General features: G+C 65.6%; 27 protein-coding genes. 10 read left to right on the forward strand and 17 right to left on the reverse strand.

What is annotated here, in order from left to right; genetic code table 11:
* Window positions 1-31 precede the first annotated feature (31 nt).
* From ACIIOY_RS08985 to ACIIOY_RS09010, 6 genes are all read right to left on the reverse strand, one after another.
* On the reverse strand, window positions 32-1,282 hold the full coding sequence (locus tag ACIIOY_RS08985) for an NAD(P)/FAD-dependent oxidoreductase (protein WP_411034314.1): 1,251 nt from the start codon (window positions 1,280-1,282) through the stop codon (window positions 32-34).
* A 7-nt stretch (window positions 1,283-1,289) separates the two neighbouring features.
* Window positions 1,290-2,012 carry an amino acid ABC transporter ATP-binding protein gene (locus ACIIOY_RS08990; RefSeq protein ID WP_411034315.1) on the reverse strand — a complete coding sequence of 241 codons (723 nt, stop codon included), beginning with the start codon at window positions 2,010-2,012 and terminating at the stop codon, window positions 1,290-1,292.
* A complete protein-coding gene (locus ACIIOY_RS08995) occupies window positions 2,005-2,658 on the reverse strand; it encodes an amino acid ABC transporter permease (protein WP_411034316.1) in 654 nt (217 codons plus the stop codon). The genes ACIIOY_RS08990 and ACIIOY_RS08995 overlap by 8 nt, the downstream gene beginning before the upstream one ends.
* A 12-nt stretch (window positions 2,659-2,670) precedes the next feature.
* Window positions 2,671-3,336 carry an amino acid ABC transporter permease gene (locus tag ACIIOY_RS09000; protein WP_411034317.1) on the reverse strand — a complete coding sequence of 222 codons (666 nt, stop codon included), beginning with the start codon at window positions 3,334-3,336 and terminating at the stop codon, window positions 2,671-2,673.
* A gap of 68 nt (window positions 3,337-3,404) precedes the next feature.
* On the reverse strand, window positions 3,405-4,214 hold the full coding sequence (locus ACIIOY_RS09005; protein WP_411034318.1) for an ABC transporter substrate-binding protein: 810 nt from the start codon (window positions 4,212-4,214) through the stop codon (window positions 3,405-3,407).
* A gap of 180 nt (window positions 4,215-4,394) precedes the next feature.
* A complete protein-coding gene (locus tag ACIIOY_RS09010) occupies window positions 4,395-5,912 on the reverse strand; it encodes an aldehyde dehydrogenase (NADP(+)) (RefSeq protein ID WP_411034319.1) in 1,518 nt (505 codons plus the stop codon).
* A gap of 147 nt (window positions 5,913-6,059) precedes the next feature.
* On the opposite strand from ACIIOY_RS09010, the gene ACIIOY_RS09015 reads away from it, so the two are divergent.
* Complete coding sequence (locus ACIIOY_RS09015; protein WP_411034320.1) at window positions 6,060-7,097, forward strand: Ldh family oxidoreductase; 1,038 nt, start codon at window positions 6,060-6,062, stop codon at window positions 7,095-7,097.
* 110 nt (window positions 7,098-7,207) lie between these two features.
* Here the strand turns inward: ACIIOY_RS09015 and ACIIOY_RS09020 are convergent, their stop codons facing one another.
* The 3 genes from ACIIOY_RS09020 to ACIIOY_RS09030 all read right to left on the reverse strand — a co-directional run bounded on the left by ACIIOY_RS09020 (window position 7,208) and on the right by ACIIOY_RS09030 (window position 9,872).
* Window positions 7,208-8,170 carry a dihydrodipicolinate synthase family protein gene (locus ACIIOY_RS09020; protein WP_411034321.1) on the reverse strand — a complete coding sequence of 321 codons (963 nt, stop codon included), beginning with the start codon at window positions 8,168-8,170 and terminating at the stop codon, window positions 7,208-7,210.
* Window positions 8,171-8,288: 118 nt separating this feature from the next.
* The gene (locus tag ACIIOY_RS09025; RefSeq protein WP_411034322.1) at window positions 8,289-8,987 is read right to left on the reverse strand and encodes a GntR family transcriptional regulator; all 699 of its coding nucleotides are present in this window, start codon (window positions 8,985-8,987) and stop codon (window positions 8,289-8,291) included.
* Window positions 8,988-9,206: 219 nt separating this feature from the next.
* Window positions 9,207-9,872, reverse strand: coding sequence for a GntR family transcriptional regulator (locus ACIIOY_RS09030; RefSeq protein ID WP_411034323.1), 666 nt, complete (start codon window positions 9,870-9,872; stop codon window positions 9,207-9,209).
* 190 nt (window positions 9,873-10,062) lie between these two features.
* On the opposite strand from ACIIOY_RS09030, the gene ACIIOY_RS09035 reads away from it, so the two are divergent.
* The 3 genes from ACIIOY_RS09035 to ACIIOY_RS09045 all read left to right on the forward strand — a co-directional run bounded on the left by ACIIOY_RS09035 (window position 10,063) and on the right by ACIIOY_RS09045 (window position 13,156).
* Entirely contained in the window at window positions 10,063-11,094 is a 1,032-nt protein-coding gene (locus ACIIOY_RS09035) for a trans-3-hydroxy-L-proline dehydratase (protein WP_411034324.1), read from the forward strand.
* A gap of 116 nt (window positions 11,095-11,210) precedes the next feature.
* Window positions 11,211-11,888, forward strand: coding sequence for a FadR/GntR family transcriptional regulator (locus ACIIOY_RS09040; protein ID WP_411034325.1), 678 nt, complete (start codon window positions 11,211-11,213; stop codon window positions 11,886-11,888).
* On the forward strand, window positions 11,885-13,156 hold the full coding sequence (locus tag ACIIOY_RS09045) for a CynX/NimT family MFS transporter (RefSeq protein ID WP_411034326.1): 1,272 nt from the start codon (window positions 11,885-11,887) through the stop codon (window positions 13,154-13,156). The genes ACIIOY_RS09040 and ACIIOY_RS09045 overlap by 4 nt, the downstream gene beginning before the upstream one ends.
* On the opposite strand, the gene ACIIOY_RS09050 is transcribed toward ACIIOY_RS09045, so the two are convergent.
* The 3 genes from ACIIOY_RS09050 to ACIIOY_RS09060 all read right to left on the reverse strand — a co-directional run bounded on the left by ACIIOY_RS09050 (window position 13,120) and on the right by ACIIOY_RS09060 (window position 15,488).
* Window positions 13,120-13,824: a 5-formyltetrahydrofolate cyclo-ligase gene (locus ACIIOY_RS09050; protein WP_411034327.1), complete on the reverse strand. Its 705-nt coding sequence runs from the start codon at window positions 13,822-13,824 to the stop codon at window positions 13,120-13,122. The two genes, ACIIOY_RS09045 and ACIIOY_RS09050, sit on opposite strands and share 37 nt — an antisense overlap.
* A gap of 20 nt (window positions 13,825-13,844) precedes the next feature.
* Window positions 13,845-15,011, reverse strand: a complete 1,167-nt coding sequence (gene metB, locus ACIIOY_RS09055) for a cystathionine gamma-synthase (RefSeq protein ID WP_411034328.1) — start codon at window positions 15,009-15,011, stop codon at window positions 13,845-13,847.
* Window positions 15,012-15,140: 129 nt separating this feature from the next.
* Window positions 15,141-15,488, reverse strand: coding sequence for a DUF488 domain-containing protein (locus ACIIOY_RS09060; protein ID WP_411034329.1), 348 nt, complete (start codon window positions 15,486-15,488; stop codon window positions 15,141-15,143).
* A 342-nt stretch (window positions 15,489-15,830) separates the two neighbouring features.
* Between ACIIOY_RS09060 and rnk the strand changes: the two genes are divergently transcribed.
* Window positions 15,831-16,256 carry a nucleoside diphosphate kinase regulator gene (gene rnk / locus ACIIOY_RS09065; RefSeq protein ID WP_411034330.1) on the forward strand — a complete coding sequence of 142 codons (426 nt, stop codon included), beginning with the start codon at window positions 15,831-15,833 and terminating at the stop codon, window positions 16,254-16,256.
* Window positions 16,257-16,438: 182 nt separating this feature from the next.
* The gene (locus tag ACIIOY_RS09070) at window positions 16,439-16,942 is read left to right on the forward strand and encodes a GreA/GreB family elongation factor (RefSeq protein WP_411034331.1); all 504 of its coding nucleotides are present in this window, start codon (window positions 16,439-16,441) and stop codon (window positions 16,940-16,942) included.
* A gap of 15 nt (window positions 16,943-16,957) precedes the next feature.
* Here the strand turns inward: ACIIOY_RS09070 and gdhA are convergent, their stop codons facing one another.
* The 4 genes from gdhA to ACIIOY_RS09090 form a co-directional block, all read right to left on the reverse strand.
* Window positions 16,958-18,313 (reverse strand): NADP-specific glutamate dehydrogenase, encoded by a 1,356-nt coding sequence (gene gdhA / locus ACIIOY_RS09075; protein ID WP_411034332.1) that lies wholly within the window; start codon window positions 18,311-18,313, stop codon window positions 16,958-16,960.
* Window positions 18,314-18,403: 90 nt separating this feature from the next.
* Complete coding sequence (locus ACIIOY_RS09080; protein ID WP_411034527.1) at window positions 18,404-19,555, reverse strand: HPP family protein; 1,152 nt, start codon at window positions 19,553-19,555, stop codon at window positions 18,404-18,406.
* A 196-nt stretch (window positions 19,556-19,751) separates the two neighbouring features.
* The gene (locus ACIIOY_RS09085; RefSeq protein ID WP_411034333.1) at window positions 19,752-20,378 is read right to left on the reverse strand and encodes an endonuclease III domain-containing protein; all 627 of its coding nucleotides are present in this window, start codon (window positions 20,376-20,378) and stop codon (window positions 19,752-19,754) included.
* Window positions 20,379-21,116: 738 nt separating this feature from the next.
* Complete coding sequence (locus tag ACIIOY_RS09090; RefSeq protein WP_411034334.1) at window positions 21,117-21,869, reverse strand: SDR family oxidoreductase; 753 nt, start codon at window positions 21,867-21,869, stop codon at window positions 21,117-21,119.
* A 97-nt stretch (window positions 21,870-21,966) separates the two neighbouring features.
* Here ACIIOY_RS09090 and ACIIOY_RS09095 point away from each other — a divergent pair, with 97 nt between their 5' ends.
* Entirely contained in the window at window positions 21,967-22,698 is a 732-nt protein-coding gene (locus ACIIOY_RS09095) for a cupin domain-containing protein (protein ID WP_411034335.1), read from the forward strand.
* A 351-nt stretch (window positions 22,699-23,049) separates the two neighbouring features.
* Here ACIIOY_RS09095 and ACIIOY_RS09100 read toward each other — a convergent pair whose 3' ends face one another.
* A complete protein-coding gene (locus ACIIOY_RS09100; RefSeq protein ID WP_411034336.1) occupies window positions 23,050-23,337 on the reverse strand; it encodes an ArsR/SmtB family transcription factor in 288 nt (95 codons plus the stop codon).
* A gap of 113 nt (window positions 23,338-23,450) precedes the next feature.
* On the opposite strand from ACIIOY_RS09100, the gene ACIIOY_RS09105 reads away from it, so the two are divergent.
* The 3 genes from ACIIOY_RS09105 to ACIIOY_RS09115 all read left to right on the forward strand — a co-directional run bounded on the left by ACIIOY_RS09105 (window position 23,451) and on the right by ACIIOY_RS09115 (window position 25,770).
* Complete coding sequence (locus ACIIOY_RS09105) at window positions 23,451-24,200, forward strand: glucose 1-dehydrogenase (protein ID WP_411034337.1); 750 nt, start codon at window positions 23,451-23,453, stop codon at window positions 24,198-24,200.
* 122 nt (window positions 24,201-24,322) lie between these two features.
* Window positions 24,323-25,072 (forward strand): SDR family NAD(P)-dependent oxidoreductase, encoded by a 750-nt coding sequence (locus tag ACIIOY_RS09110; RefSeq protein ID WP_411034338.1) that lies wholly within the window; start codon window positions 24,323-24,325, stop codon window positions 25,070-25,072.
* A 74-nt stretch (window positions 25,073-25,146) separates the two neighbouring features.
* Window positions 25,147-25,770, forward strand: a complete 624-nt coding sequence (locus ACIIOY_RS09115; RefSeq protein ID WP_411034339.1) for a glutathione S-transferase family protein — start codon at window positions 25,147-25,149, stop codon at window positions 25,768-25,770.
* The last annotated feature ends 95 nt before the right edge of the window (window positions 25,771-25,865 follow it).

Raw genomic sequence — 25,865 nt, forward strand, 5'->3', positions numbered from 1 at the left:
TCTGGAGGAAGCCCGGTGAGCCGGAATTCCTCTAGAAGCGTTGCGGCGAGAACGGGTTTATATCGATGGCCGGCGTTCTGTCGGTAAGGAGGTCGGCGACGAGGCGCGCCGTGCCGGCCGACTGGGTGAGGCCGAGATGGCCGTGGCCGAAGGCGTAGACGACGCGCGGCGTCGCGCGGGCGCGGCCGATGGCCGGCAGGCTGTCCGGCAGCGACGGACGGAAGCCCATCCACTGCACGCCGCCTTCCGGCTTCAGGCCGGGCAGGAAGCGCCTCGCCTTTTCCAGCATGGCTTCCGACCGGCGGAAGTTCGGGGGCAGCTTCAACCCGCCGAGCTCCACCGCGCCGCCAACGCGGATGCCGGTCGAAAGCCGGGAGACGACGAAACCGTGGCCGCCGAAGGTGACCTGCGTGCGCAGGTCGAAGGCGCCAAGCGGCAGCGTCGTGTTGTAGCCGCGCTCGGTTTCGAGCGGCATCTTCTCGCCCAGCGAACGGGCGAGAAGATGCGAGAAGGCACCGGCGGCGAGCACGACCTTCCGCGCCCTCAGCGTCCGTCCGTCCGTCGTGCGGATCTCGACGCCGCCTTCGATGGGATGCAGGCTGGAAACCTCGGCGCGCTCGATCGCCCCGCCCTTCGAGCGGAAATGATCGGCCAGCGCCAGCGTGTAGAGCTTCGGATCGGCGATGGAATACCAGCCGGGCGTGAAGGTGCCGTGGGTGAAACGCGGCGCGAGGCCGGGCTGGATCTGCGCCATTTCGGCGGCGTCCATGTGACGGAACTCGATGCCGTGTTCTTCGCGGGCTTTCCAGCCGGTAAGCGAAGCCTCGAATTCGGCCCGGCTTTCATAGACCTGCAGGTTGCCGTCCTTGCGCAGCATCGCGGCCGTGCCGGTTTTGGCAAGGAAGGGTTCCAGTTCCGCCTTGGAAAGGTCCATCAGCGCCGTCTGCGCGGCGGTGGAATGGGCGACGCGCTTCGGCGAGCAGGCGCGCCAGAAACGGACCATCCACGGCGTGATCCGCAGTGCATAGGACGGCGGAACGCTGAGCGGGCCGAGCGGATCGAGCAGCCACTTCGGCGCCTTCTTGAGGATACCGGGCGAGGCGAGCGGCAGGATGTCGGTGAAGGCGAAGGCGCCCGCATTGCCGGCGGAGGCGCCGGCCGCCGGGGCCTCGCGTTCGATGACGGTGACGGCAAGGCCGCGGGCTTGCGCGGCGATGGCGGCCGAGAGGCCGACGACGCCGGCGCCGATCACGACGACGCCGGGCTGGATGTCCGTGTTCATTGCACCCTCAATGCGTCGCGGCGAGGAACGCCTGCAATTCCGGGTTCTTCGGTGCGCCGAACAGCTCTTCCGGCGGGGCGATCTCGGCCATCACGCCCTTGTGGAAGAAGGCGACGCGGTCGGAGACCTCGCGGGCGAACTTCATCTCGTGCGTGACGCAGATCATCGTCATGCCCTCCGAGGCGAGCATGCGCAGCGTGTCGAGCACCTCGCCGACGAGCTGCGGATCGAGTGCCGAAGTCACCTCGTCGAACAGCATGTAGGCCGGCGACATGGCGAGCGCGCGGGCGATCGCCATGCGCTGCTGCTGGCCGCCCGACATGCGGCTCGGGTAGACCTTCAGCTTGTCGCCGAGGCCGACATGGCTGAGCTGCTTGACGGCGACGGCCTCGGCCTCCGCCTTGGGAAGGCCGAGCACCTTGACCGGCGCCAGCATGACGTTCTCCAGCACGGTCAGGTGCGGAAAGGCGTTGAACTGCTGGAAGACGATGCCGAGCTTGCGGCGCAGCTTGTTGAGGTCCGTGCCCTTGGCGTGGACGTCCGTGCCGTCGACGACGATGCGGCCGCCGTCGATGGTCTCGAGCCCGTTGATGCAGGTGAGCAGCGTCGACTTGCCCGAGCCCGAGCCGCCGATGATGGTCAGCACCTCGCCCTTCTCGACGGTGAGGTTGATCCCCTTCAGGACCTCGAGCTGGCCGAAGGATTTGCGGACGTTTTCGATCTCAATCATTGGGGGACCACCGTTTTTCGAGATACCCGCCAAGCCGGGCGATGGGGAAGCTGATGATGAAGTAGATGGCGCCGCAGATGATGAGGATGAACAGTGGTTCCTGCAGGCGCGTGACGAGGATCTGCGAGGCGCGCAAGAGCTCGATGAGGCCGAGCCAGAGCACGAGCGCCGAATCCTTCATGACGCCGAGCGTGAGCCCGATCCAGGCGGGCAGCGAGACGCGGGTGGCGAGCGGGGCCACGATGTAGCGCATGTCCTGCCACCAGGTGAGACCCAGCGACCGGGCCGCCCGGCGCGTGGTGGCGGGCACGGAGGAAATGCCGCCGCGCACGATCTCGGTGCAGTAGGCGGCCGTATAGAGCGACAGCACCACGCAGGACGTGGTGAACGGCGCCCAGCCGAGCTTCATGATCGATTGCAGCGCATTGCCGAGCACGAGCTGGATGAGCAGCGGCACGGAACGGAAGATGTCGAGCAGGAAGGTGAGCGGCATCGACCAGTAGGGGCCGGCCTGGTTGCGGATGACGCCGAAGACGATGCCGAGAACGGTCCCCGCGAAGACGGAGACGGCGGTGACGGCGAGCGTCATCGCGGCGCCCTGCGCGAGGAAGCCGAGGTCGGCCAGGGTGAGAGCGGTATCGAACATGGCTTACCCCTCTCAGTAGCGGAACATGCGCGCGGCGGCGAGGCGCGCGATGAGCGTCACGGCCTTGGCGATGAGGTAGTAGATGACGGCCGCCAGCGCGAAGAACTCGAAGGTGCGGAAGGAACGGGCATTGAGCTCCTGCGTGACGCCGGCAAGGTCCGTGTTCATGCCGACGGTGACGCCGAGCGAGGTCATCAGGATCGCCCAGACCATCTGGTTGGTGGCCGGCAGGAAGGCGACGCGCAGCATCTGCGGCAGCACGATATAGCGGAAGGCCTGCAGCGAGGTCATGCCCAGCGAGCGGCCGGCTCTCGTCTGCGTGTCCGGGATCGCCTTCAACGCGCCGCGGAAGTTCTCGGCGAGATAGCCCGCATTGTTGAAGGCGATGCCGACGAGCAATGCCGTATAAGGGCTGAGATGGATGCCGAAATTGCCGAGGCCGAAGTGGGCCATGTAGATCTGGAAGAGGGCCGGCGTGTTGCGCGCGATCTCGACCCAGGCCGTGGCGAAGCCGCTCAGGGCTCGGTTGCCGGACAGCCGGAAGAGCGTCAGCGCCATGGCGAGCGCAAGGCCGATGGCCATGGACAGGAGCGCGATCTGCAGCGTGACCAGCGCGCCGTCCAGCATCTGAGGCAACGCCTTCAGCGCCTGGTTCCAATGGAAAGTGTAACTGAACATTGCCGTCTCACCTTTGGAAACGAGGAGCGGCGCGGGAGGATGATCCCGCGCCGCCTTGGAAACGGCTCTTAGCGGTAAACGCCGCCGACGGAGAGGTCCGGCACGTCGCCGCCGACCCACTTCTCATAGAGCTCCTTGTAGCGGCCGGTGCGAACCTGCTGGTTGATGAAGAGGTTCAGGTAGTTGATCAGGCCGTATTCCTCGCGGTTGGTGAAGAGCGCGACATAGTCGATGTCGAAAGGCGCCTTGCCGACGACGGAAATGCCCGCGAACTTGCCGGACTTCACGTTGGCCTGGGCGACGGTCGAGGTGGAGACCGTGGCGTCGATCTGGCCCTGGCTCAGCGCGAGGAAGACGTCGGCCTGGGTCTGGTACGGACGGAACTCGCCCTCGCCCCATTCCTTGACCTGGTTTTCCAGCGCGATCGCCTCGTAGGTGCCGGCCGTGGCGCCGACGACCTTGCCCTTCATGTCCTCGAAGGACTTGACGCCCGACTTCTCGTTGGCGGTGACGGCCATCTCGAAGGCGAAGTAGGGGATGGTCATGCCGACCGTCTTGGCGCGCTCCAGCGTGTCGGAGGTCGAGGCGACGCCGACGTCGACGCGGCCGGACATCAGGGCCGGGATGCGTTCCGGGAAGGGCGTCTCGACGATCTCTGCCGTGACGCCGAGGGCCTTGGCGAGGTCGTTGCAGTAATCGACGTCGAAGCCGATCGGGTTGTTGTTCTCGTCGCGCGAGCCCATCGGCGGGAAGTCGAGAACGACGGCGCAGCGCAGCGTGCCGGACGAAATGATGTCGTCCAGCTTGTCGGCCTTGGCCTGGCTGGCGAGAAGCGTGGCGGCCACGAGGCCGAAGGCGAGGACCGAGGTCTTCTTCATAACTCTCTCCCTGGATTGATCTGTCGATTCACGCGGGCGGAGGTCCGTCCTGCGCCAAGGCGTAAACCTGCACTTAAAATACAAATAATATACAAAAAGTATATACCCAGGGTGCAGAAAATATGCAAAGCGGCGCCTTCCTTTCAGAAGACGCCGCCCAAGGCAAGCCAGGGACTTGAATCAGTTGAGGAAATCTTCCGGAAGCAGCTCTTCAGGCATGTTCTGGTAGGAAACCGGACGCAGGAAACGGCGGATCGACATGGTGCCGACGCTCGTCGCGCCGAAGTTGGTCGAGGCCGGATAGGGGCCGCCGTGGACCATGGAATCGACCACTTCCACGCCCGTCGGGAAGCCGTTGACCAGCACGCGCCCGGCCTTGCGCTCGAGGATCGGACGCAGGCGCCTTGCGTCCTCGAGGTCGCCCTCATCCATGTGGATGGTCGCCGTCAGCTGGCCCTCGAAGTTGCGGGCGAGCTTCTCCATCTCGTCGACCGAGCCGACGCGCACGACGAGGCCGAGCGGGCCGAACACCTCTTCCGAGAGCGCGTGGTCGGCCATGAACTGCTCGCCGGAGATCTCGAAGAGGTTCGGCAGAGCATTCCGGCCGGCGGACTCCGACGTGAACAGCGGCTTGACGGTGTTGCGGCTTGCAAAGCGCGCCTGTCCGTCCTGGTAGGCCTTGGCGATGCCGTCGGTCAGCATGACCTGCGGGCCGACCTTGCCGAGGGCCTCCACGGCGGCGGCGGTGAAGCGGTCGGCATCCGGGCCGTCCTTAACGACGGCGATGCCCGGATTGGTGCAGAACTGGCCGGCGCCCATGGTGAGCGAGCCTGCCCAGCCCTGGCCGAGCCCTTCGGCGCGGGCCTTCACGGCCTCGGGCAGCAGGAACATCGGGTTGACCGAACCGAGCTCGCCGAAGAACGGGATCGGCTCCGGACGGGCGGCGCACAGGTCGAAGAGGGCGCGCCCGCCGGCGAGCGAGCCGGTGAAGCCGACAGCCTTGATCAGCGGGTGCTGCACCAGCGCCTCGCCGACCTTGCGGTTGCCGCCCTGGATGAGCGAGAAGACGCCGGGATGCACGCCGGTCTTCTTGATGGCGGCCTCGATCGCCGCGGCGACGATCTCGCCGGTGCCCGGATGGGCCGAATGGCCCTTGACGACGACCGGGCAGCCGGCGGCGAGCGCGGCGGCGGTGTCGCCGCCGGCCGTCGAGAAGGCGAGCGGGAAGTTGGAGGCGCCGAACACGGCGACCGGGCCGATCGGCCGCTGGATCAGGCGGATTTCCGGGCGCGGCGCCGGCTGGCGGTCCGGCAGGGCCGCGTCGACGCGGCGGTCGAGATAGTCGCCCTTCCCGATATGCTCGGCGAAGAGGCGGAGCTGGCCGGTCGTGCGGCCGCGCTCGCCCTGAAGGCGCGCGACCGGCAGGCCGGTCTCCTGGGTGCCGATCTCGGTGATGGCCTCGGCGCGGGCCTCGATCTCGTCGGCGATGGCGTTGAGGAACGCGGCCCGCTCGGCGCGCGAGGAATAGCCGTAGCTGAGGAAGGCGTCTTCGGCGGCTTCCGCGGCCTTGTTCACCAGCTCCACCGTGCCGACCGCGAAGTCGTGGGCGGGACCATGGGCGGGGGAGGAGGTGAAGGTGCCGTTGCCGTCCAGCCATTCGCCTGCGACGAGGTGTTTGCCGTTGGGGGTGAAAGCCATTTGACGTACCTTTCTTTCGGAATGATGCTCGCCCGATATAGGAGTCGGCGGCGCGAATTGCACTTGTCGAAATCTTGTATACTCTATGTATGCAAATGTTCAATCGCCAACCTGCCTGGTCGGCCCCCAGCCTTGAAGAGACGAAAGATGACGCAACCCTCCACCTTGACGATTGCCGCCCTCCATGAGCGTGTCGAAGCGATCTTCCTGAAGGCCGGCCTCAACGCCGTGCAGGCCGGGGCGCTCGCCCGCGTCATCGTCGCCGGCGAGCGGGACGCCTGCAAGTCGCACGGCGTCTACCGCATCGAGGGCGCGCTGCGCACCGTCAAGGCCGGCAAGGTGAAGCCGGACGCCGTGCCCGTCCTGGACCTCAACGCGGGCTCGGCCATCGTCAAGGTGAACGCCAACGGCGGTTTCGCCAACCCGGCCTTCGAGCTTGGCGTGCCGGCCCTCGCCGAGCGCGCCCGCAAGCTCGGCCTCGCCGCCCTCGTCATCAACGACTGCACCCATTTCTCCGCGCTCTGGCCGGAAGTGGAGGCAGTGACGAAGGAGGGCCTTGCCGCCCTCGTCATGTGCCCGAGCTACGCCACCGTCGCCCCGACCGGCGGCAACAAGCCGCTGCTCGGCACCAATCCCTTCGCCTTCGGCTGGCCGCGCAGGGACGCCCCGCCCTATGTCTTCGACTTCGCCACCTCCGTCGCCGCGCGCGGGGAGATCGAGCTGCACCGCCGTGCCGGAAAGCAGCTGCCCGAGGGCTGGGCGATCGACGCCGCGGGCAACCCGACGACCGATCCGGAGGCCGCGCTCGCCGGCGCCATGCTGCCCTTCGGCGGCCACAAGGGGTCGGCCATCGGCACGATGATCGAGCTGCTCGCCGGCATCATGATCGGCGACCTGACGAGCCCGGAAGTGCTCGACTATCTCGGCACGACGACGCTCGCCCCCTTCCACGGCGAACTCATCATCGCCCTGTCGCCGGAAGCCTTCGCCGCCGGCCGGCCGGGCGACCCCTTCGCCCGCGCCGAAGTGCTGTTCGATGCCATCGTCGGCCAGGGCGCGCGCCTGCCCTCCCAGCGCCGCTTCGCCGCCCGCAAGACCTCCGAGGCCGACGGCATCACGCTGACGGCCGCCGAGATCGAACAGCTCGACCGCCTGCTGGAGAAGGGCCTGGATGCGGTCGCCTGACCGCATGAAGACCTTTCGTTAGCCGGCGAACGGTTTGCCCATCCACCGGGTGCCGCAACGAAAAAGGCCCTCCTGACGGAGGGCCTTTCGCTCGGGAGGCGTGTAAAACCTTACGCCTTGTACGTCTGCACGGCGCCGGGCAGCTTGCTCCATTCGGCATACCAGGTGTCGAAGAGCTTCAGCTGGGCCTCGACATAGCCGCGCTGGCTTTCGGAGAGCTCGTCCGTCTCGTTGAAGTGCAGCGTGTATTCCTTGTCGCCCTTCAGCACCATCATGTGCTTGAAGTAGAGCACGAGGTCCGGGCCCTCGTCGAAGGAGGAGAGCACGGCAAGCGCCGATTCCAGCTCCAGCGCGCGCTGGCGGGCGTCCGGGTCGCCCTTGGCGGCGGCCTGGGCGAGGTTGCACATGTGCAGCACCTCCTTCGGCAGCACGCAGCCGATGCCGGTGATCGCGCCGACGGCGCCGCAATTGACGAAGCCGTGGAACACGCAGGTGTCGACGCCGATCATCAGCGAGACGTCGTCATCGCGGCTGGTGATGTTCTCCGCCGCATAGCGCATGTCGGCCGCGCCGCCGAACTCCTTGAAGCCGACGAGGTTCTTGTGCTCCGCACGCAGGGCGAAGAAGAGGTCGGCGCGGGTGGCGAAGCCGTAATAGGGGCTGTTGTAGATGACGGCCGGCAGGTCCGGGGCGGCCGACAGGATCGCCTTGAAGTGGTTCTTCTGGGCGGCGACGACCGAGCCGCGCGAGAGGACGCGCGGGATGACCATGAGGCCCTGTGCGCCGACCTTCTGGGCATGGGCCGCGTGGGCGACGGCCGAGGCGGTGTTGACCGCGCCGGTGCCGACGATGACCGGGATGCCGGCCTTCACGAGGCGCTCGACGCCTTCCATGCGCTGCGCGTCCGTGAGCAGCGGCCAGTCACCCATCGAGCCGCAATAGACGACGGCGGACATGCCCTTTTCGATCAGTTCCCTGCCCTTGCGCACCAGCGCGTCGAAATCCGGCGTGCGGTCGTCCTTGCAGGGGGTCATCAGGGCGGGAATGACACCGGAAAAAATCTTGGCCTTCACGTCGATCTCCTTTCAGCCGTTCGGTCGGGCGGCCGGCCGGCACAAATGCGCGGGGCCTCCCCTCTCTCGACGCGGTTATAGCAGCTTGTATTTTATTTGTCGACAAGAAAAATACATATCATAGGGCGATGTCGAGCTTGTCGTTATGGCTGAACAGCTTCTGTACCTGCGCGACGATCTGCTCGGCATGGACCTTGCCGAGGCGGTCGGCTTCCTCGAGGTTGCGCGCCTCGATGGCGGCGATGATCTCCGCATGCTCGTCGACGAAGCGTTGCGGGAACTGGTCGTCGTAGGACTGGTAGTAGAGGCGCAGGATGCGCCGCCCCTCGTCGAGCAGCCGGCGGAACAGGCTGGTGAAATAGGGATTGCGCCCCGCCTCGGCGATCGCCGCGTGGAAGGCCGCATTGGTGGCGATCATCGCCAGCGCATCGCGCGATTCGACCGCCGCCGCATAGTCCTCGTGGAAGCCGCGGATGACGGCGAGATCGTCCGGCCGATGGTTCTGCGCGGCGAGCCGCGTCGTCACGCGGTACATCAGCACCAGCGCGTCGAAGAAGGTGTTGAGGTTCAGGAAGTCGATGTTCGACACCATGGTCGAACGGTTGGGCAGCGTCTCGATCAGCCCCTCGCCGGCAAGGCGCACCAGGGCCTCGCGGATCGGCGTGCGCGACATCTTGAACCGTTCGGCGAGCTGGACCTCGTCGACGGGGCTGCCGGGAGCGAGCTTGAGGTCCAGGATCTCGTCGCGCAGGAGGTCGTAGACCATCTTCACGCCGGAGCCTCGTTTGCGTTCGGGCAGGGAATCGGTATCGGTCATCGAAAATCCTCTTGTCGACAAAAGAAATACAATTCTCCTTCGACGCTATCAATCGGTTAAAATGGGCATTTTGACGAAAGCGCCGTCAAGCCTGCGAAGAGAAGATTTCCGGAATTGCGGCGGCTGGCGGCGGAAAAAAATGAAAAGGACAGGCAGACGCCTTCCTTCGCGGCCGTCACGGATGCCGTCGGGACTCGTTCCGGGAAAGGAACCGGAGCCTCAGCCCCGCTGCCTGCGCAGGAACGTCACCAGCGACCGCCCCGCGTCGAGGATATGCGCGCGCGTCAGCCGCGAGGCGAGATCGGCGTCGCCCTTCTCGCAGGCGGCAAGGATCGCCTCGTGCTCCCGGCCGGCGCGCGGCACGCCGTCGGTGAAGGTGAGCTGGGCGCGAAGATACCGGTCGATGCGGTCGAGCGAGGAGCGCACGCTCTGGAGATAATAGGGCCGGCGCGAGGCTTCGTAGAGGCTGTAGTGGAAATCGCGGTTGATCTCGCTCCAGCGGTGCGGGTCGGTCTCCCGGTCGAAGGCATCGCAATAGCGCCGCGCCTTCTCCAGCGTCGGCGCGTCGAGATTGGGCACGGCGAGGCGCATGACCTCGGCCTCGATCAGCGCACGGAACTCGAAGATCTCCTCGATCTCGCCGATCGAGAGACCCGCGACGACGGCACCCTTGTAGCGCCGGGTGGTGATGAGGCCGTGCTGCTCCAACCGGGACAGCGCCTCGCGCACCGGGATGCGGCTTGTGTTGAACATCTGCGCGATCTCTTCCTGCCTGAGGTTCTCGCCCTCGGCAAGATCGCCCTCGATGATGGCCTTGCGCAGGGCCTCATAGACGATGTCGGCCGCGGAGGCGGCCTGCCGGACATCGACGGCAGCAAATTTCATCACATCCAACCCCGGTGAAGGAAGGCTATGGTCATAGGTCGAATCCGCAGGCGGAGCAACCGAGCGGGCCATGCCGGCATTTCATGAAACCCGATTGTATATTGGATCCAATTTTTCTATGAAAGGCCGTTCGCCTCGATCGGCCCGTCCGCTTCGCCGCAAATTCGGGCCCGCAACCGGAGAAAGTGCCATGCGCAGCAGCAAGGTCATCCACATCGTCTCCTGCCACGCCGAAGGCGAGGTGGGCGACGTCATCGTCGGCGGAGTCGCCCCGCCGCCGGGCAACACGCTGTGGGAGCAGCGCAACTTCATCGCCGGGGACGAGACCCTGCGCAACTTCGTGCTGAACGAGCCGCGCGGCGGCGTCTTTCGCCACATCAACCTGCTCGTGCCGCCGAAGGATCCGCGCGCCACCATGGGCTTCATCATCATGGAGCCGGAGGACACGCCGCCGATGTCCGGCTCCAACTCGATCTGCGTCTCCACCGTGCTGCTCGACAGCGGCATCGTGCCGATGGTCGAGCCGGAAACCCATATGGTGCTGGAAGCGCCGGGCGGCCTCGTCAATGTCGTCGCCGCCTGCCGCAACGGCAAGGCCGAGCGCATCGCCGTCACCAACGTGCCCTCCTTCGCCGACAAGCTGGATGCGACGCTTGAGGTGGAAGGCCTCGGCACGCTCACCGTCGACACCGCCTATGGCGGCGACAGCTTCGTCTTCGCCGACGCCCGGGCGCTCGGTTTTGCCGTGACGCCGGACGAGGCGCGCGAACTGGCCGAGACCGGCATCCGCATCACCAGGGCGGCCAACGAGCAGCTCGGATTCACCCATCCGGAAAACCCGGAATGGAACCACATCTCCTTCTGCCAGCTGACGCTGCCGGTCGAAGAGCGCGACGGCGCGCTGCACGGCCGCAACACGGTCGTCATCCAGCCGGCCAAGCTCGACCGGTCGCCCACCGGCACCGGCTGCTCGGCGCGCATGGCGGTGCTGCATGCGCGCGGCCAGATCAAGGTCGGCCAGCGCTTCTGCGGCTATTCGATCATCGATTCGCGCTTCGACTGCCGCATCGTCGGGCAGACCACGGTCGGCGGCCGCCCGGCCATCGTGCCGGAAATCTCCGGCCGCGCCTGGATCACCGGGACCCACCAGGTCATGCTCGATCCGGACGATCCGTGGCCGGCCGGCTATCGCCTCGCCGATACCTGGCCGCGCAAGCAGTAACGCGGTCCATTCCACGGCCTGCGTGGCAAACGCTTGCCGGCGGCCGGAAAAGTCTTTGACCTTCTTGGGAAAACGCGATAATCACCAAGTCATCTGATGACTTGGTGATTATCGGCATGCATTCCCTCAGCAAGACCAATCTCGCAGACACCGCCGTCGAAGCGATCCGCGCGGAAATCCTGAAGCGCCGCTGGACGATCGGCGAAAAGCTGCCGAACGAGGCGGCCTTGTCGGCCATGCTCTCCGTCAGCCGCGGCACGGTGCGCGAGGCGGTGCGCGTCCTCGTCTCTCAAGGCTACCTCGAGACCCGGCAGGGCTCCGGCACCTATGTGCGCTCGACGGCGGACACCACGGGGCCGCTCACCATGGCCCGCCGCGCGAGCCTGCGCGACCAGTTCGAGGCGCGGCTGGCGCTCGACGCGCAAGCGGCGCGGCTGGCGGCGCTGCGCCGGACGCCGGCCGTGGTCGCCGGGCTGCGCACCCTGCTTGCCGAGCGCGGCGATTACGAGGGTGGCGACAAGGCGGCTTTCATCGCCCGCGACCTCGCCTTCCACCAGGCGGTTATCGCCGCCTCGGGCAACGCCGTGCTGATCGGCATGTACGACTTCTTCTCCACCGTGATCGCCGAAACCATCGAGGCGACTCTCGGCCGGGACCTGCCGGAGCCGGACATGGCCGCCCATGCGGCGATCGTCGATGCCATCGAGAGCGGCGATCCGGTCGTGGCCGATGCCGCGGTGCGCCGCTTCATGGCGCCCGTCCTTGCCGCCCTCGACCGGCTGCTCCTGTCATGAGCGCGCTCGACGAACCCGGCGCCATCGACCTGATCGACGCGGAGGCGGACAGCGTGCCCGCCCCCGAGCCGCACCGGCCAAGGAGCACGGTGGCGCGCTTCCTGCTCGGCGCCAGCCTCGTGCTCATCGCCTTCAACCTGCGCCCGGTCTTCTCCAGCGCCTCGGCGCTCCTGCCGGAGATCCGCGCCGTGCTCGGCCTTTCCGCCACCGGCGCCAGCCTGCTGACGACGCTGCCCGTCGTCTGCCTCGGCCTGTTCTCGCCGCTCGCCCCGCGCCTTGCCCAGCGCATCGGCACGGAACGCACATTGCTCGCCGTCGTCGTCCTGCTCACGCTCGGCACCGCCATGCGCGGCCTCTCCTCCATTCCGCTGCTCTTCCTCGGCACGGCGCTCGCGGGCGCCTCCATCGCCGTCGGCAACGTCCTGCTTCCCGGCCTCGTCAAGCGCGACTTCCCGGACAAGGCGGCGCTGATGACCGGCTGGTACACGATGGCGCTCTGCGCCGGCGCGGCGGGTGCCGCCGGCCTCACGCTGCCGATCGAACATGCGCTCGGCGGCTCGCTCGACGGGGCGCTGGCCGTCTGGGCGCTGCCGGCCCTCCTCGTCGCCCTGCTCTGGCTGCCGCAGGTTCTTGCCACGCGCTCGCAGGCCCGGCGTGCGGCCTTCCGCGTGGAAGGCCTCTGGCGCGACCGGCTCGCCTGGCACGTCACGCTGTTCATGGGCCTGCAATCGGCGCTTGCCTATTGCGTCTTCGGCTGGCTGGTGCCGATCCTGCGCGAACGCGGGCTCGACGGCGTCACGGCCGGCGCCATCGTCTCCGTGTCGGTGATGGTGCAAGCGGGCGCCTGCCTTGTCGCGCCGCATCTTGCCGTGCGCGGCAGGGACCAGCGGCTGATCAACGTCGTGCTCTGCGCCTTCGCCGTCGTCGCCCTTCTCGGCCTGCTCTTCGCGCCGCTTTCCACCGTCTGGTTCTGGGCCATCCTGCAAGGCATCGGCCAGGGCGGGCTGATCGCGGTGGCGCTCACCGTCATCGTGCTGCGCACGCGCGATCCGCACGTGGCGGCGCATCTTTCCGGCATGGCGCAATGCGTCGGCTATCTGCTCGCCGCCGTCGGCCCGCTGATCGTCGGCCTCATCCGCGGCTGGACCGGCAGCTTCGCCTGGAGCGCTGCGCTTTTCGTGGCGCTCGGCCTCGGCGCCGCGGTAAACGGCTGGTTCGCCGGCCGGGCGCTCTACGTCAACGCGCGCACGGTGGAGGCCTCCGCCTGAGGACGGACCACGCCGGCCTCGGTCACGATCATGTCCATCGGGATGTCGTGCAGTTGCGGATAGATCGTCGCAAGCTGCGCCGTGCTGGAGCCGACGCCGATGACGCGCGGCCTTGCCGGCAGGGCGGCAAGCGTCCGGTCGAAGAAACCGCCGCCATAACCGAGCCGGTAGCACGTCGGATCGTAGCCGACGACCGGGGCGATCACGACGTCCGGCACGCAGGGCCGCGGCTCGGCGGGTATCGGAATGTTCCAGACGCCGCGCGCGAGCGCCGCGCCCGCCCGCCAGAGATGGAATTCCAACGGCCGCCCCTTCCCGACCACGACCGGCAGGGCCGTCAACCCGCCGCGCGCGGCGACCTGCCGCATGAGGGCACGCAGGTCCGGCTCGCCGCGGAACGGCCAGTAAGCGCTGATGACACGCCCCTCGACGTCACCGATCTCCGACAGGAGGCTTACTGCGATCGCTTCCCCCTGGGCGGCCCGCACCCCGGCCGGCACGGCGAGGCGTTCGGCGATCAGGCGCTCGCGCTCGCCCTTGCGCCAGCGGTTCACGTCCGTCCAGGCCCGAAGGTCGAGCGGCCCCGGCAGGCCTGCATAGGCGGGATCGACCTCATGCAGGAAACAGGCCGGCGAGGCGAAGGTGGCGGGGGTGTCGTCGTCTGCCATCGCTCCTCTCCCGATCCTGTTCAGCAGGCCGAAAGGCCGGACTCAAGCCCGGCCAGAAGGTCGTCGACATGCTCGAGCCCGACGGAAAGCCGCAGCAGGCCATCGCCGATGCCGGCCCTGGCGCGGGCGTCGGCGCCCATGTCGGCATGGGTCATCGTTGCCGGATGCGCCACCAGGCTCTCGACGCCGCCGAGCGATTCGGCGAGCGTGAAGGCGCGCACCGCCCGCACGAAACGCCGCACCGCGGGCAGGCCGCCGGCAAGCTCGAAGCTCATCATGGCACCAAAGCCCTGCTGCTGCCTCCTGGCAAGCGCATGGTCCGGATGATCGGCAAGGCCCGGATAATGCACGCGCGCGACCGCCGGATGCGCAACGAGCAGCCCGGCGACTGCCATCGCATTCCTCTCCTGCCCCGCCATGCGGGCGAAGAGGGTCCTCAGGCCGCGAAGCGTCAGCCAGGAATCGAAGGGAGCCGCCACCGCGCCCGTCACGTTGGCCCAGTGCCTCAGCGCCCGCGCGTCCTCTGCACCGGCGGCGATCACGGCGCCGGCGATGACGTCCGAATGGCCGTTGAGGAATTTCGTCGTCGAATGCAGCACGTAATCGGCGCCGAGCGCCAGCGGCCTCTGCAAGGCCGGCGAGAGGAACGTATTGTCGACGGCGACGTGCGCGCCCGCTGCCTTCGCGAGGGCCGAAAGCGCGGCGATGTCCACGACGCGCATCAAGGGATTGCTCGGGCTTTCGATCAGCACGAGCCCCGGCTGCTCCCGGAGCCGCGTCCTGAACGCATCGGTATCCGACTGGTCCACCAGCCCGAGCCTTATCTGGCCGAGTTCGGCGCGCGCCTTCAAGAGCCGCATCGTGCCGCCGTAACAATCGTGCGGCGCCAGCACGAGGCTGCCGGCGGGAAGCCGCCCGACGAGGAGGTCGACGGCCGCCATGCCGCTCGGCGTCAGCACCGCGCCGGCGCCGCCTTCCAGCTTCGCGATGGCGTCGGCCAGCAGGTCCCGCGTGGGATTGCCGACCCGGCCGTAGTCGTAGGAGCGCGGCGTGTCGAAATCGGCGAATTCGTAGGTGGTGGAAAGATAGAGAGGCGGCACCACCGCGCCGAAGGCGGTATCGCTCGCCACGCCATGCGCCGCGGCAACGGTTTCCGGTTGAACTTCGATCGCCGTTCGCTCGGACATCGACGCTGCTCCTCGTGCTACAGGAGGAAAATGGCGGGGATGCCCAGCCCTGACAAATGAATTCTATTGCTGCCTGACTGCAAGAATTTTGCAGTCGTCCGGATCAGGTCGAACCTCAGGCGCACCCCATCAAGAGTTCCGGGTGAGGAAATCGGCAAGCACGGCAGCGTGGTTGAATTCCCGGTTGCGCGCGCCGTAGAGCAGCGTGACCGTGCCCGCATCGATGCGGGCGCGCAGCGGCTCGACTGCCGGGTTGCCGCGCAGTTCCTCGCGGTAGCGTTTCTGGAATTCCGCCCAGCGCTCCGGCTTGTGATCGAACCATTTGCGCAGTCCGGAGGTCGGCGCGACCTCCTTCATCCACGCGTCCAAAGCCGCCTTCTCCTTCGAAAGGCCGCGCGGCCATAGCCGGTCGACGAGGATGCGCTCGCCGTCGCCTGCCTCCGGCTCGTCATAGATGCGCTTGATCCTTACCGGCATCGCGATCCTCCCTGTTTCCGCTCGCCTCGCATTGGAGACCGGAAAGCGCGGCGTTCGCAAGACCGGCCAGCCTCCCGCCGGCAGCCGGCTTGACTTTACCCGCGCCATCACCCCATCATAAGCGCATGATGACCACGCACGACCTTGCCCGATTTCTGAAACGGTTGTTTCCTCTCGCAGGACACTAGCCCCCGGCTTGGTCGCGTCGCGCCCCGGCCGTGGGGCGATAGCGGTTCCGTGGAAATACGTGAACCGCGCAAGACAAGCGCGACATGATCCCCCCAGTTTCCCGATTTTCCGCGCGCCCGCCGGGCCGCGAAGAACCCGTGCCGTGAGGTTCCCATGACCACCAGGACCAAGGCCAGCCGCCTGCCTGCCATCACCATCGCCCGCTCCGAATATGCGCGCCTGTCGAACCTTGCCGACATGCTGGCCGAGCGCGACCCGCACGCCGCCGAGCAGCTTGCGGCAGAGCTCGACCGTGCGAAGGTCGTCGACGATGCGCGCATGGCGCCCGGCGTGGTGCGCATCGGCTCCATCGCCGAATTCCGCATCGACGACGAGGCGCCGCAGACCGCCGAACTCGTCTTCCCGAAGGACGCCGACATCTCCCGCCAGCGCATCTCCGTGCTGACGCCGGTGGGGGCGGCGCTGCTCGGCCTTTCCGCCGGCCAGTCGATCGAATGGGCCGCGCGCGACGGCCGGGTGCGGCGCCTCAGCGTGATTGCCGTGCGGGACGGCGCGCCGGACGCCGCCCGCGCCTCCTGAGCGAGCCTCGCCATGAAATTCCTGTCCTTCCCCCAGGCCGGACGCATCGGAGGCTGCCTCGTCGCAGGATCGTGACCCCCTGTGCCGCAAGCGCGGCCAGGGGGCTTCTCCACCATGGACCTTGGACGCCCCGCCCTGGACGGCGGGCAGGATGGAGAATGACGATGGGACGGGAACCCGGAATGCTCACGGCAAGGGACGGCTATGTGCTGGAACGGATGCTGCGCGACTGGCAGCCGCTGACGGAGGAATGGCTGGCGCTCCTCAGGCGCAAACTCGCGGCGGGCCGCCTGCCGGCCGACGCGCCGGCACCGAGGGGGCTTGCGACGATCGACGCACGCGTCACGTTCCGCTGCGCCAGCGGGCTCACCGATACCCGCACGCTCTGCCTTCCCGGCAGCTACGCGCCGGGCAGCGCCTTCCTGCCGATCACCACCTTCTACGGCCTTGCCCTCGTGGGACTTAGCGAAGGCGAGACGATGACGTTCGACCGGCCGGAGGGGCGGCGCGACTGGGTCCTTCTGGAAAGGGTGATCTTCCAGCCGGAAGCGGGCACCGCCACGCCGGCGCCTTCACGGCAAGCCCGCCCGCCGTTCCGGCTGATCGCCGGCGGCCTGGAAGAGCGCGCCTTCACGCCCGCCAACGAAAACGGCCCCGGACCGGGGCCGGGGCCGTCTGCCGCGTGAAACCGGAAAGGGCGATTAGATCACGCCCTGCGCGCGCATGGCCTCCGCCACGCGGGTGAAGCCGGCGATGTTGGCGCCGAGCACATAGTTGCCCTTGGCGCCGTATTCCTCCGCCGTCTCGGCGCAGCGGTCGTGGATGCCCTGCATGATCTGGCCGAGCCGCTCGCGCGCCTGCTCGAAGCTCCAGCTGTCGCGGCTGGCGTTCTGCTGCATCTCCAGCGCCGAGGTGGCGACGCCGCCGGCATTGGCCGCCTTGCCGGGGCCGAACAGCACGCCCGCTTCCTGGAAGGCGCGCACGGCCTCGGGCGTGGAGGGCATGTTGGCGCCTTCCGCGACCGCGATGACGCCGTTCTTGATCAGCGTGCGCGCGTCCTTGCCCGAAAGCTCGTTCTGCGTGGCACATGGCAGCGCCACCTCGCAGGGCACATCCCAGATGGAGCCCTTGCCGGACGGAATGAAATGCACGCCCTTCGCCTTCGCGCGGGCATATTCCGAAAGCCGCTCGCGGCGCACTTCCTTGATCTCCTTGACGAGGGAAAGGTCGATGCCCTCCTCGTCGAGGATGTAGCCGCTGCTGTCCGAGCAGGCGACGACCCTGGCGCCGTAGCTGATCGCCTGCTCCATGGCATAGACCGCCACGTTGCCGGAACCGGAGACGGTGACCTTCTTGCCCGCGAAATCCGTGGCCCGGGTGGAGAGCATGGCGCGCGTGAAATAGACCGCGCCGTAGCCGGTCGCCTCCTTGCGTACCAGCGAGCCGCCGTAGCTGAGGCCCTTGCCGGTGAAGACACCGGCCTCGAAGCGGTTGGTGAGCCGCTTGTACTGGCCGAACATCCAGCCGATCTCGCGGCCGCTGACGCCGATGTCGCCGGCCGGCACGTCCGTGTGTTCGCCGAGATGGCGGTGCAGCTCGGTCATGAAGGATTGGCAGAAGCGCATGATCTCGCCCTCGGACCGGCCTTTCGGGTCGAAGTCGGAGCCGCCCTTGCCGCCGCCGATCGGCAGGCCGGTCAGCGCGTTCTTGAAGATCTGCTCAAAGCCGAGGAATTTTATGATGCCGAGATTGACCGAGGGATGGAAGCGCAGGCCCCCCTTGTACGGCCCCAGCGCCGAGTTGAACTGCACGCGGAAGCCGCGGTTGATATGCACCTGGCCCTTGTCGTCGACCCACGGCACGCGGAAGATGATCTGGCGTTCCGGCTCGCAGATGCGCTCGATCAGCGCGTCCGTCAGGTAGTCCGGATGTTTGGAGACGACGAGGCCGAGGCTTTCCAGCACCTCGCGCACGGCTTGGTGGAATTCAGGTTCCGCCGGGTTGCGCTGCAGCACCTGGGCCAGGATCGGTTCAAGCTTTTCGTCGACGGTCGCCATGGCGACACTCCTTTCGTCTCGGGTCTCACATCTCTTCGGAAGGCCGCCGGTCTGGCGCCGGCAGGCCCGGGTGACATCGTCCGGGCATTGTCAGATGCCCTGCCCGTGGCCGCCCATCAGGCCGGTAGGCCCGGTCCGGGAAAGGCTTTTTGCGAGCGTGGCCAGAAGATCGGTCTGGGAAATGATGCCGAGGACGCGGCGCGTGCCGTCGATCACCACGACGGCGTGGATCGAGCCGTCCGTCAGGCGCGGCAGAAGACCGATCGCCGGTTCGGAGGGCTTGGCCGTCGCCGCCTCGGACACCGGCAGATGGGCGGCAGGGCCTGCCGCGGCCAGCTCCCTAAGGCCCACGGTCCCGGCAAGCCGGCCCTCGCCGTCGATAACCGGCAGCGTGCGGATGTCGTGGTCGAGCAGCAGCGCACGCGCCGCGTCCGCGGTCGCATCGGCAGGCACCGTTACCACGTCGCGGGACATGATGTCGGCGCAGGTAAGCTCCCCGCGCTGGCGCAGCAGCGCCTGCAGCTCGACCTCGCGCAGCAGCGTGTCGAGGTCGGCGCGGCTGATGTCGAGCGTCTCGTTGAGGTTGGCGATGGCCGCGTCGATGTCTTCCGTATTGAAGCCGACGCGGAAGGCGGCCGGCGGATCGGCCGTCTTGTGCGCGTTGACCGCCGCGACCGTCTGCGGGTGCGGATACTGCCGGCCGGCGAGCCGGTGGAACAGCATGCCGACGGCCACCAGGATCAGCGAATTGATCGCGATCGGCACCAGCGGGAACCAGAAGCCGGCCCGCGTGACGGCGGCCCCGCCGATGACGGCGGTGAGCGCGGCCGCGCCCCCCGGCGGATGCAGCGAGCGGGTCAGCGACATGACGAGGATCGCCAGCGCCACGGCCAGGCCGATCGCGATGGCGGGGTCGGTGACGAGCGCCGCGACGGTGACGCCGACGAAGGCGGAAATCGTGTTGCCGCCGACGATCGACCAGGGCTGGGCGAGCGGACTGGCCGGCACGGCGAACAGCAGCACGGCGGACGCCCCGATGGGCGCGACGATCAGCGGAAGATGCGGGTCATTGCCCATGGCAAGACCGCAGACGAGGCCGGTCAGGCAAATGCCGATCAGGGCTCCCAGGCAGCCGATGAGGCGTTCCTTGAGCGTGGCGCCGGCGAGAATAGGAGAAAAAAGCCGGAATTTGGACAGAATGCCCGATTTGCGGGCATCGTGCTGGGGTGGAGCCACGATGATCCTGATCTTAAAAAGGCAGATGATTATTTTCTAGGCTTATGTGCCTATCGCGCCGGGGACGCAAGAGCGCAACCGGAAGATTCTGCCTTGCCGGAAAAGAACGGGAAGCCTCACGCCGCGGGCGCGAACAGCCCGGCTGAACCGGATATGGTTTTCTCGAACGGGAAGCCGAAAAAGCGCCGACCGCCTCTCCTGCCTAACGCTCGGCCGGCCCAGGCCGAGAATCTGCCATCACCGTCGCCGGATGCCGGGAACGTGCAGCGGCGGCCTGGCAGCGCCGGCTGATCGGGCAGCTTCGACAATTGGCGCGGTCGGCGCAGCAGATGGTCTGCCCCAGGCGTTTGATCAAGACATGGAGTTCTGCAAGATCATCGGCACTCCAGTCAGGCAACGCCGCCATCGTCAGGTCGTAGGCGGCTCGCGTGTCGGCCGTGCCTCGGACAAACCCGAATCGGCGCAATATCCTCAGGATATGCGTGTCCACCACGAATGCCGGCATGTACAATGTGCTGAAGTTGAGGGTGGACGCCGAAACCTTTCGGCCGACACCCGGCAGACGTTCCAGCCATGCGAGCGCCCGCACGACGCCCAGGCTACCGAGAAACGTCAGGTCGAAATCCGGTCGATACACCGCTATGGCGGCCAGGGCGTCGCCAAGATGCCGCGCCTTCACGTCGGGAAAGGTCACATCGCCGATGACACCCTCGACATCGGCCGTCGGCGCCTGCGCGATGCCAGACCATTCGGGATAGGCCTCAACGAGGCGCTGATAGGCGCCCAACGAGACTTCATCACGCGTGCGGCTGCTGATCAGCGATTTCACCAGCTGGCCGACGGGCGTTCGGACACGGACCGGTCGAGGGCGGCCAAAGCAGAGCCTCAGCCGGTCCCTCACCCACTCCATATCCTCGGTAGCCCAAAAGCTGAACGTCATCTGCATGGCCCAATAATGCGAACAAATGAAGAACATTGCAAGACGGAAAATCGTGTCTGGAAATGGCCCCGTCGTACAGGCAGAAGGCGGGGCGGAAAGACTGCTTCCGTCGTACTCCCCGCGCATCCGAAAGCGATTTTGCCGGTTCAGAATCGAGAGAGAGAGAGAGAGAGAGAGAGAGAGCAGCTTTGACGGCCGACGGACGATAAGCGATCCGCTGTAAGCGGAGCGCCGCATCACGGATGCCTGTCCGTCGTCATGTGCATGTGGGTCTTTGGTACCGTAATCTCGATACCAACAATGATACAGCGAGTTCTTCCGGTTCCGAAGATACCGGCAAACGTAGCTGCACATATGTCGATGAAATTCCTTGAGAATTTCGGGTTTCTCAGACATCCTTGGACGTTGAAAAACTAGGAAATGGTGCCCAGAAGAGGCGTAATAAAATTTATATATATTACTGATAAATATTTATAAATTTATATTCTTTAATTTTATGATGCCAACGATTGTGCCAACAAACTTAGAGTGAACTATCGTGGAATTTTTAGGCTCCTACACTCTATCGGGCGAAATAGCCTCTGCTGAGTGAGCCGCCGACATACGCTACGGCCGCCGCAGGTCCGGTTAAAGACCTGCCTCGGCCATCCAAAGCTCCGCGTCCGCACCACCGGGAATACGCAGTGGGGCAGATGGGTCGGTGGCGGCTCGCCAAACCGCCTCTGCCACGTCGGGCGCATGGGTCATGGGACCTGTGTCTTCCTGCACACCTTTTACGAATTGCTGGAGAAGCGGCGCATAGTCCGGGTCGTCCATGCCACGCAGATGCGGACGGGCATTGGCGCCAAAGCGCGTTTCCGGCGAACGGCCCGGCAAGACGATATGGATGCGCACACCAAATGGCTCCATTTCCACCGCCAATGACTCGGTGAAGGCGTTTACCGCCGCCTTGCTCGCGCGGTAGACCCCGACGACCGGCAATGTCTTGACCGTTATCGTGGAAGTGACGTTGATGACGACTCCGGCCCGGCGCCGCCGCATTTGCGGCACGACAGCCTGAACCATCGCCAGTGTTCCGATCGTGTTCGTCTGAAACAATGCCTGCACCGTTTCCGGTGCTGTCAGTTCGACCGGAGTTGGCGCGCCGAAGCCGGCATTGTTGACCAGAACGTCGATGCGGCCTGCCGCTTCCACTGCCTGAGCGATGCTGGTCGAATCGGTGACGTCGAGCGCAAGCACGCGCAGGTTCCCGGAGGCCGGCAGCAGATCTTCGTTGGGTGTTCGCATCGTCGCGATCACGTCCCACCCCCTTTCGAGGAACAGTTTTGCGGTTTCCAGACCGAAACCGGACGAGCAACCGGTGATCAATATCGTAGGCATCGACATCTCCATGTAAGGTGAACGTCATTATGGTAGTGACCAGACCACGGACTTTATATAGGCTATAGTCCGCATTCCTTTAGCGTTAGTCCTGACAATGGCCGTCGATCCTCTTGCCGAAATCGTCACTCTGCTACAGCCTGCCGCCCGCTTCTCGAAACTGGTGGAATGCGCGGGCTCGTGGCGAATTCATCGTGAGGCGACAGGCGAACCTTTCTATTGCGCGATCCTGGAGGGGAGTTGCCGCCTTACGTTCGACGAACATCAATCATTCATCCTCCAGGCAGGCGACTTTGTCCTTGCGCCGGCGATGCGGAACCTGGTCAACGAGAGCATCGATGCGCCGGCCGATCTGTCCGCCATGATCCCGACACAGGTCGGCGAAGGGCATTTCCGGGTCGGACGCCACGACGGTCCTGCCGATCTGCGCATGCGGATCGGCCATTGCAGCTTCGGCGCGCCGGATTCGGCCCTGCTTGTCTCACTGTTGCCGGATGTGGTTCTCGTTCGCGATCGCCCCCGGCTTGCCACGCTGATGCAGTTGGTCGACGAGGAAACGCGTGAGCAGCGCGCGGCACGCGAGATCGTGCTGGAACGGCTTACCGCGCCGCTTTCCGAAATCCGGCGGTGCGGCACGCCATGTGCGAGGATTATCGTGCTGCGCTGGGAGAGGATCTCGAACACGACCAGACGGATCGGGCGGCAGGCCGCAAGCTGGATTGCCCTGTCTTCGTGCTATGGCCGCGCCGCAAGGAAGAGGCGAGTCAGTCGAAATGGATCGACATCTGGAAGGGCTGGGCCGACGATGTCACGGGCACCGAGACGATAGGAGGCCATCTTCTGCCGGAGGACCGCCCGGACGAGATCATAGCAGCTCTGGTTCCGTTTTTTCAGGATGCTCCGGACTCTAAACCGGCCGCTATTGGATAGTGTGCACTCATGGCTCGGATGCGTCGCGTGGTTGCTACAAGGAGCGTCATTCGTGTGCTTTGGCGGCAGGACGGATGGGTAGTGCGCTGGCGATGTTCCAGCACTGCGGCTCCATTTACCTATTCGGCAAGAGGACGACTACCTCATGTCGGCCGCGTCGATCGGCTTTTGATCGACACCACGAGCATTGGTTGGGCAAAGCCGATGATAGATCGCTTGCCTTACGCCAACTGCCGCAGCAATCGGAGGCCTAGATGCGGGCCAGATGCTCCAGGTAGGCGGCCAGTTTCTCACGCCTGAAGGTGATAAACGAGAACTTCCCTTGCCGGGAAATCTCGACGAGACCCGCATTTTCCAGCTCCTGCATATGATGCGTCGCGGTCGACGCGCTCACGTCTTCGATCGAGACCAGAGCCGAGCACGCCATTGTTGTATCAACCGCCGCCCCGAGTTCCTGAAGAATCCTGACACGCCGCGGTTCAGCCAGCGCCTTGCCGATCTTCGTTAGCTCGCGCTCACTTAGCAGCGTCGCATCCATTCCACCCTCTTCGACGATTCGGATCCAGTTTCCACCAGGATAGCACACTCTTGTCTTTTACATTTCGACGTTTATATAATTATCGAATTGTATGAAGCAAAGGAGAAACGAGCATGGGCAAACTCCACGGCAAGGTCGCGCTGATCACCGGTGGCAACAGCGGCATCGGGCTTGAATCCGCGAAACTGTTCGCCCAAGAGGGCGCCAGGGTGATCCTCACCGGGCGTAGACGCGAGGCCGTTGACGAGGCGGTCCGGGAAACCGGTCATGACGCTGTGGGTTTCGTGGGCGACATCGCCAACCTCGACGATCACGACAGGCTCGTGGCTCTCGCCAGGGACCGCTTCGGCAGGATCGATATCTATTTTGCCAATGCTGGCGTCATCACCTTGTCCACCTTCCAGGACGCGTCAGTCGACATGTTCGATCAGACCTTCGCCGTCAATGTGAGGGGCACGTATTTCGGCATACAGAAGGCGTTGCCGGTCATCTCTGATGGCGGCTCGATCATCATGACCGGCTCGATCGCCAGCTATGTCGCGCTCGACAGTCATAATGTCTACGCCGCCACGAAGGCGGCGCTTCGCTCGTTCGCGCGGAGTTGGGCCAAGGACCTGCGCGACCGCAAGATCCGCGTCAATGTTCTCAGTCCCGGGCCGGTCCGGACGCCAATCCTCGGAAAGGCCGGTCTCGATGAAGCAGAGGCCCAAGCGATGGAGGAGATGGTGTCCCAGGCGATCCCCCTCGGCCGGTTCGGTGAAGCCGAGGAACTCGCCAGAGCGGCCCTATTCCTTGCATCCGACGATAGCAGCTTCGTCAACGGCATCGAGCTCAGCGTCGACGGCGGCATGGCGCAAATCTGAAGTTGCCAAAACTCGGAGCGTTCGCCGGCTCCTATCCGCGACGCGTGGACTCAATCGACGAGCATCCGTGATTGGGATCGGGCCGTCATCATCAGTACAAGCTTGGAAAGCGAAGAGCAAAAATGGAAAAACTGAAGAACAAGGTCGCGATTATCACCGGCGGAAATAGCGGGATCGGTCGCGCCACAGCCCGGCGGTTCGCGGACGAGGGCGCGTTCGTCTATGTCGTGGGCCGCCGCGAAGCGGAGTTGGCGGAGACTGTCTCCGAGATCGGTGCCGGGGCTGCCGCGATCCAGGCCGATATCACCAAAACGGACGAGCTTGACGCGGTCTATGCGCGCATAGCCGTCGACGGTCGCAGGCTGGACAACGCCGGTCGGGTGGACCGGGTGATGCTTCCCGACGTGGATGCCGACCACTTCAATAGAATCTTTGATCTCAATGTCCGCGCAGCGTTCTTCACCGTGCAGAAGTCGCTGCCGATCCTGAATGATGGCGGCTCTATCATCATGGTATCGTCTTCACTCAACATTCGCGGCGACGCCGGCGTGAGCGTCTACAACGCGTCGAAGGCGGCGGTGCGCTCGCTGGTGAGGACGTTTGCGACCGAGTTGCTGCCGCGCGGTATCCGCGTCAATACGCTCAGCCCCGGTCCTGTCGATACTCCCATCATCGAAACTCAAGCGCCGACGCCGGAAGCCGTCGCCGAGTTTCGTGCATATGCCGCAAGCGTGGTGCCGATGAAGCGGATGGGCCGTCCGGAAGAAGTCGCCGCAGCGGCCTTGTTCCTTGCGTCGGGCGAAAGCAGCTTCTCGACCGGCACCGAATTGCGGGTAGATGGCGGCCACGCCGAACTCGCGCCAGAAGGTTGAACCGCGCGCTATGCGGTGGGGTTCGTCGATCAACGTCACCGAAGGGCGGCAGCATCTGCCTAAGGAGAAGGCCTATGAAGTACTTTTACTCGACAGAAACAAGCTCCGTCCCCGGCTTAATTGCTATCGAGGAAGCCCAGATCAAGTGCAAGCTGATCGAGACAAGCAAATCGAAGAAGGTCAATATCGATCTCCTTGAGAGCTTCAATCCACTCTCGCAAGTCGGAACTCTTGTTCTGGATGACGGCAGTGTTCTTACGCAGAATCTTGCAATTTTAACGTACCTCGCGGATCTGGCGCCCGCCTCGCGATTGCTGCCACCCTCGGGTGAACGGTCTCGCTATGATGTTCTGAGTTGGCTGGCTTACAGCATCTCCGACTTGCAAAAGCCGCTCGGCATGGGATTTCGCCGTAAGGAGTTGACGTCCTCCGAGGCGGCCCAAGCCGAGGTTTTGGCCTTCTTCACAAAGATGCTGGAGCGGTTCTTGATGCGCATTGAACGCGCCGCTGGGGATCTGCGGTATGTGAATGGAGATGATTTCACCATCGCTGATTGCCATCTGTTCTTCACCCTGAAATACATCAAGGTACTACTAGGCGGCTTTGATCAGTTCCCCATGACGGCTACCTATTTCGAACGACTGTTGGACCGTCCTTCGGTGCAGCGCGCTATTTCCATCAAAGGCGACCGAAGATAAATCAGGGGCAGCTTGCCCCCGGTGTCGTGACGGAGTCCTTGCGCTGGACTGCCGATCCCGAAAGATCTTCGCTGCCATCAGGCGAGGGCACCAGG

This window comes from Shinella agrisoli (assembly GCF_046557955.1).
Classification (GTDB): Bacteria; Pseudomonadota; Alphaproteobacteria; order Rhizobiales; family Rhizobiaceae; genus Shinella.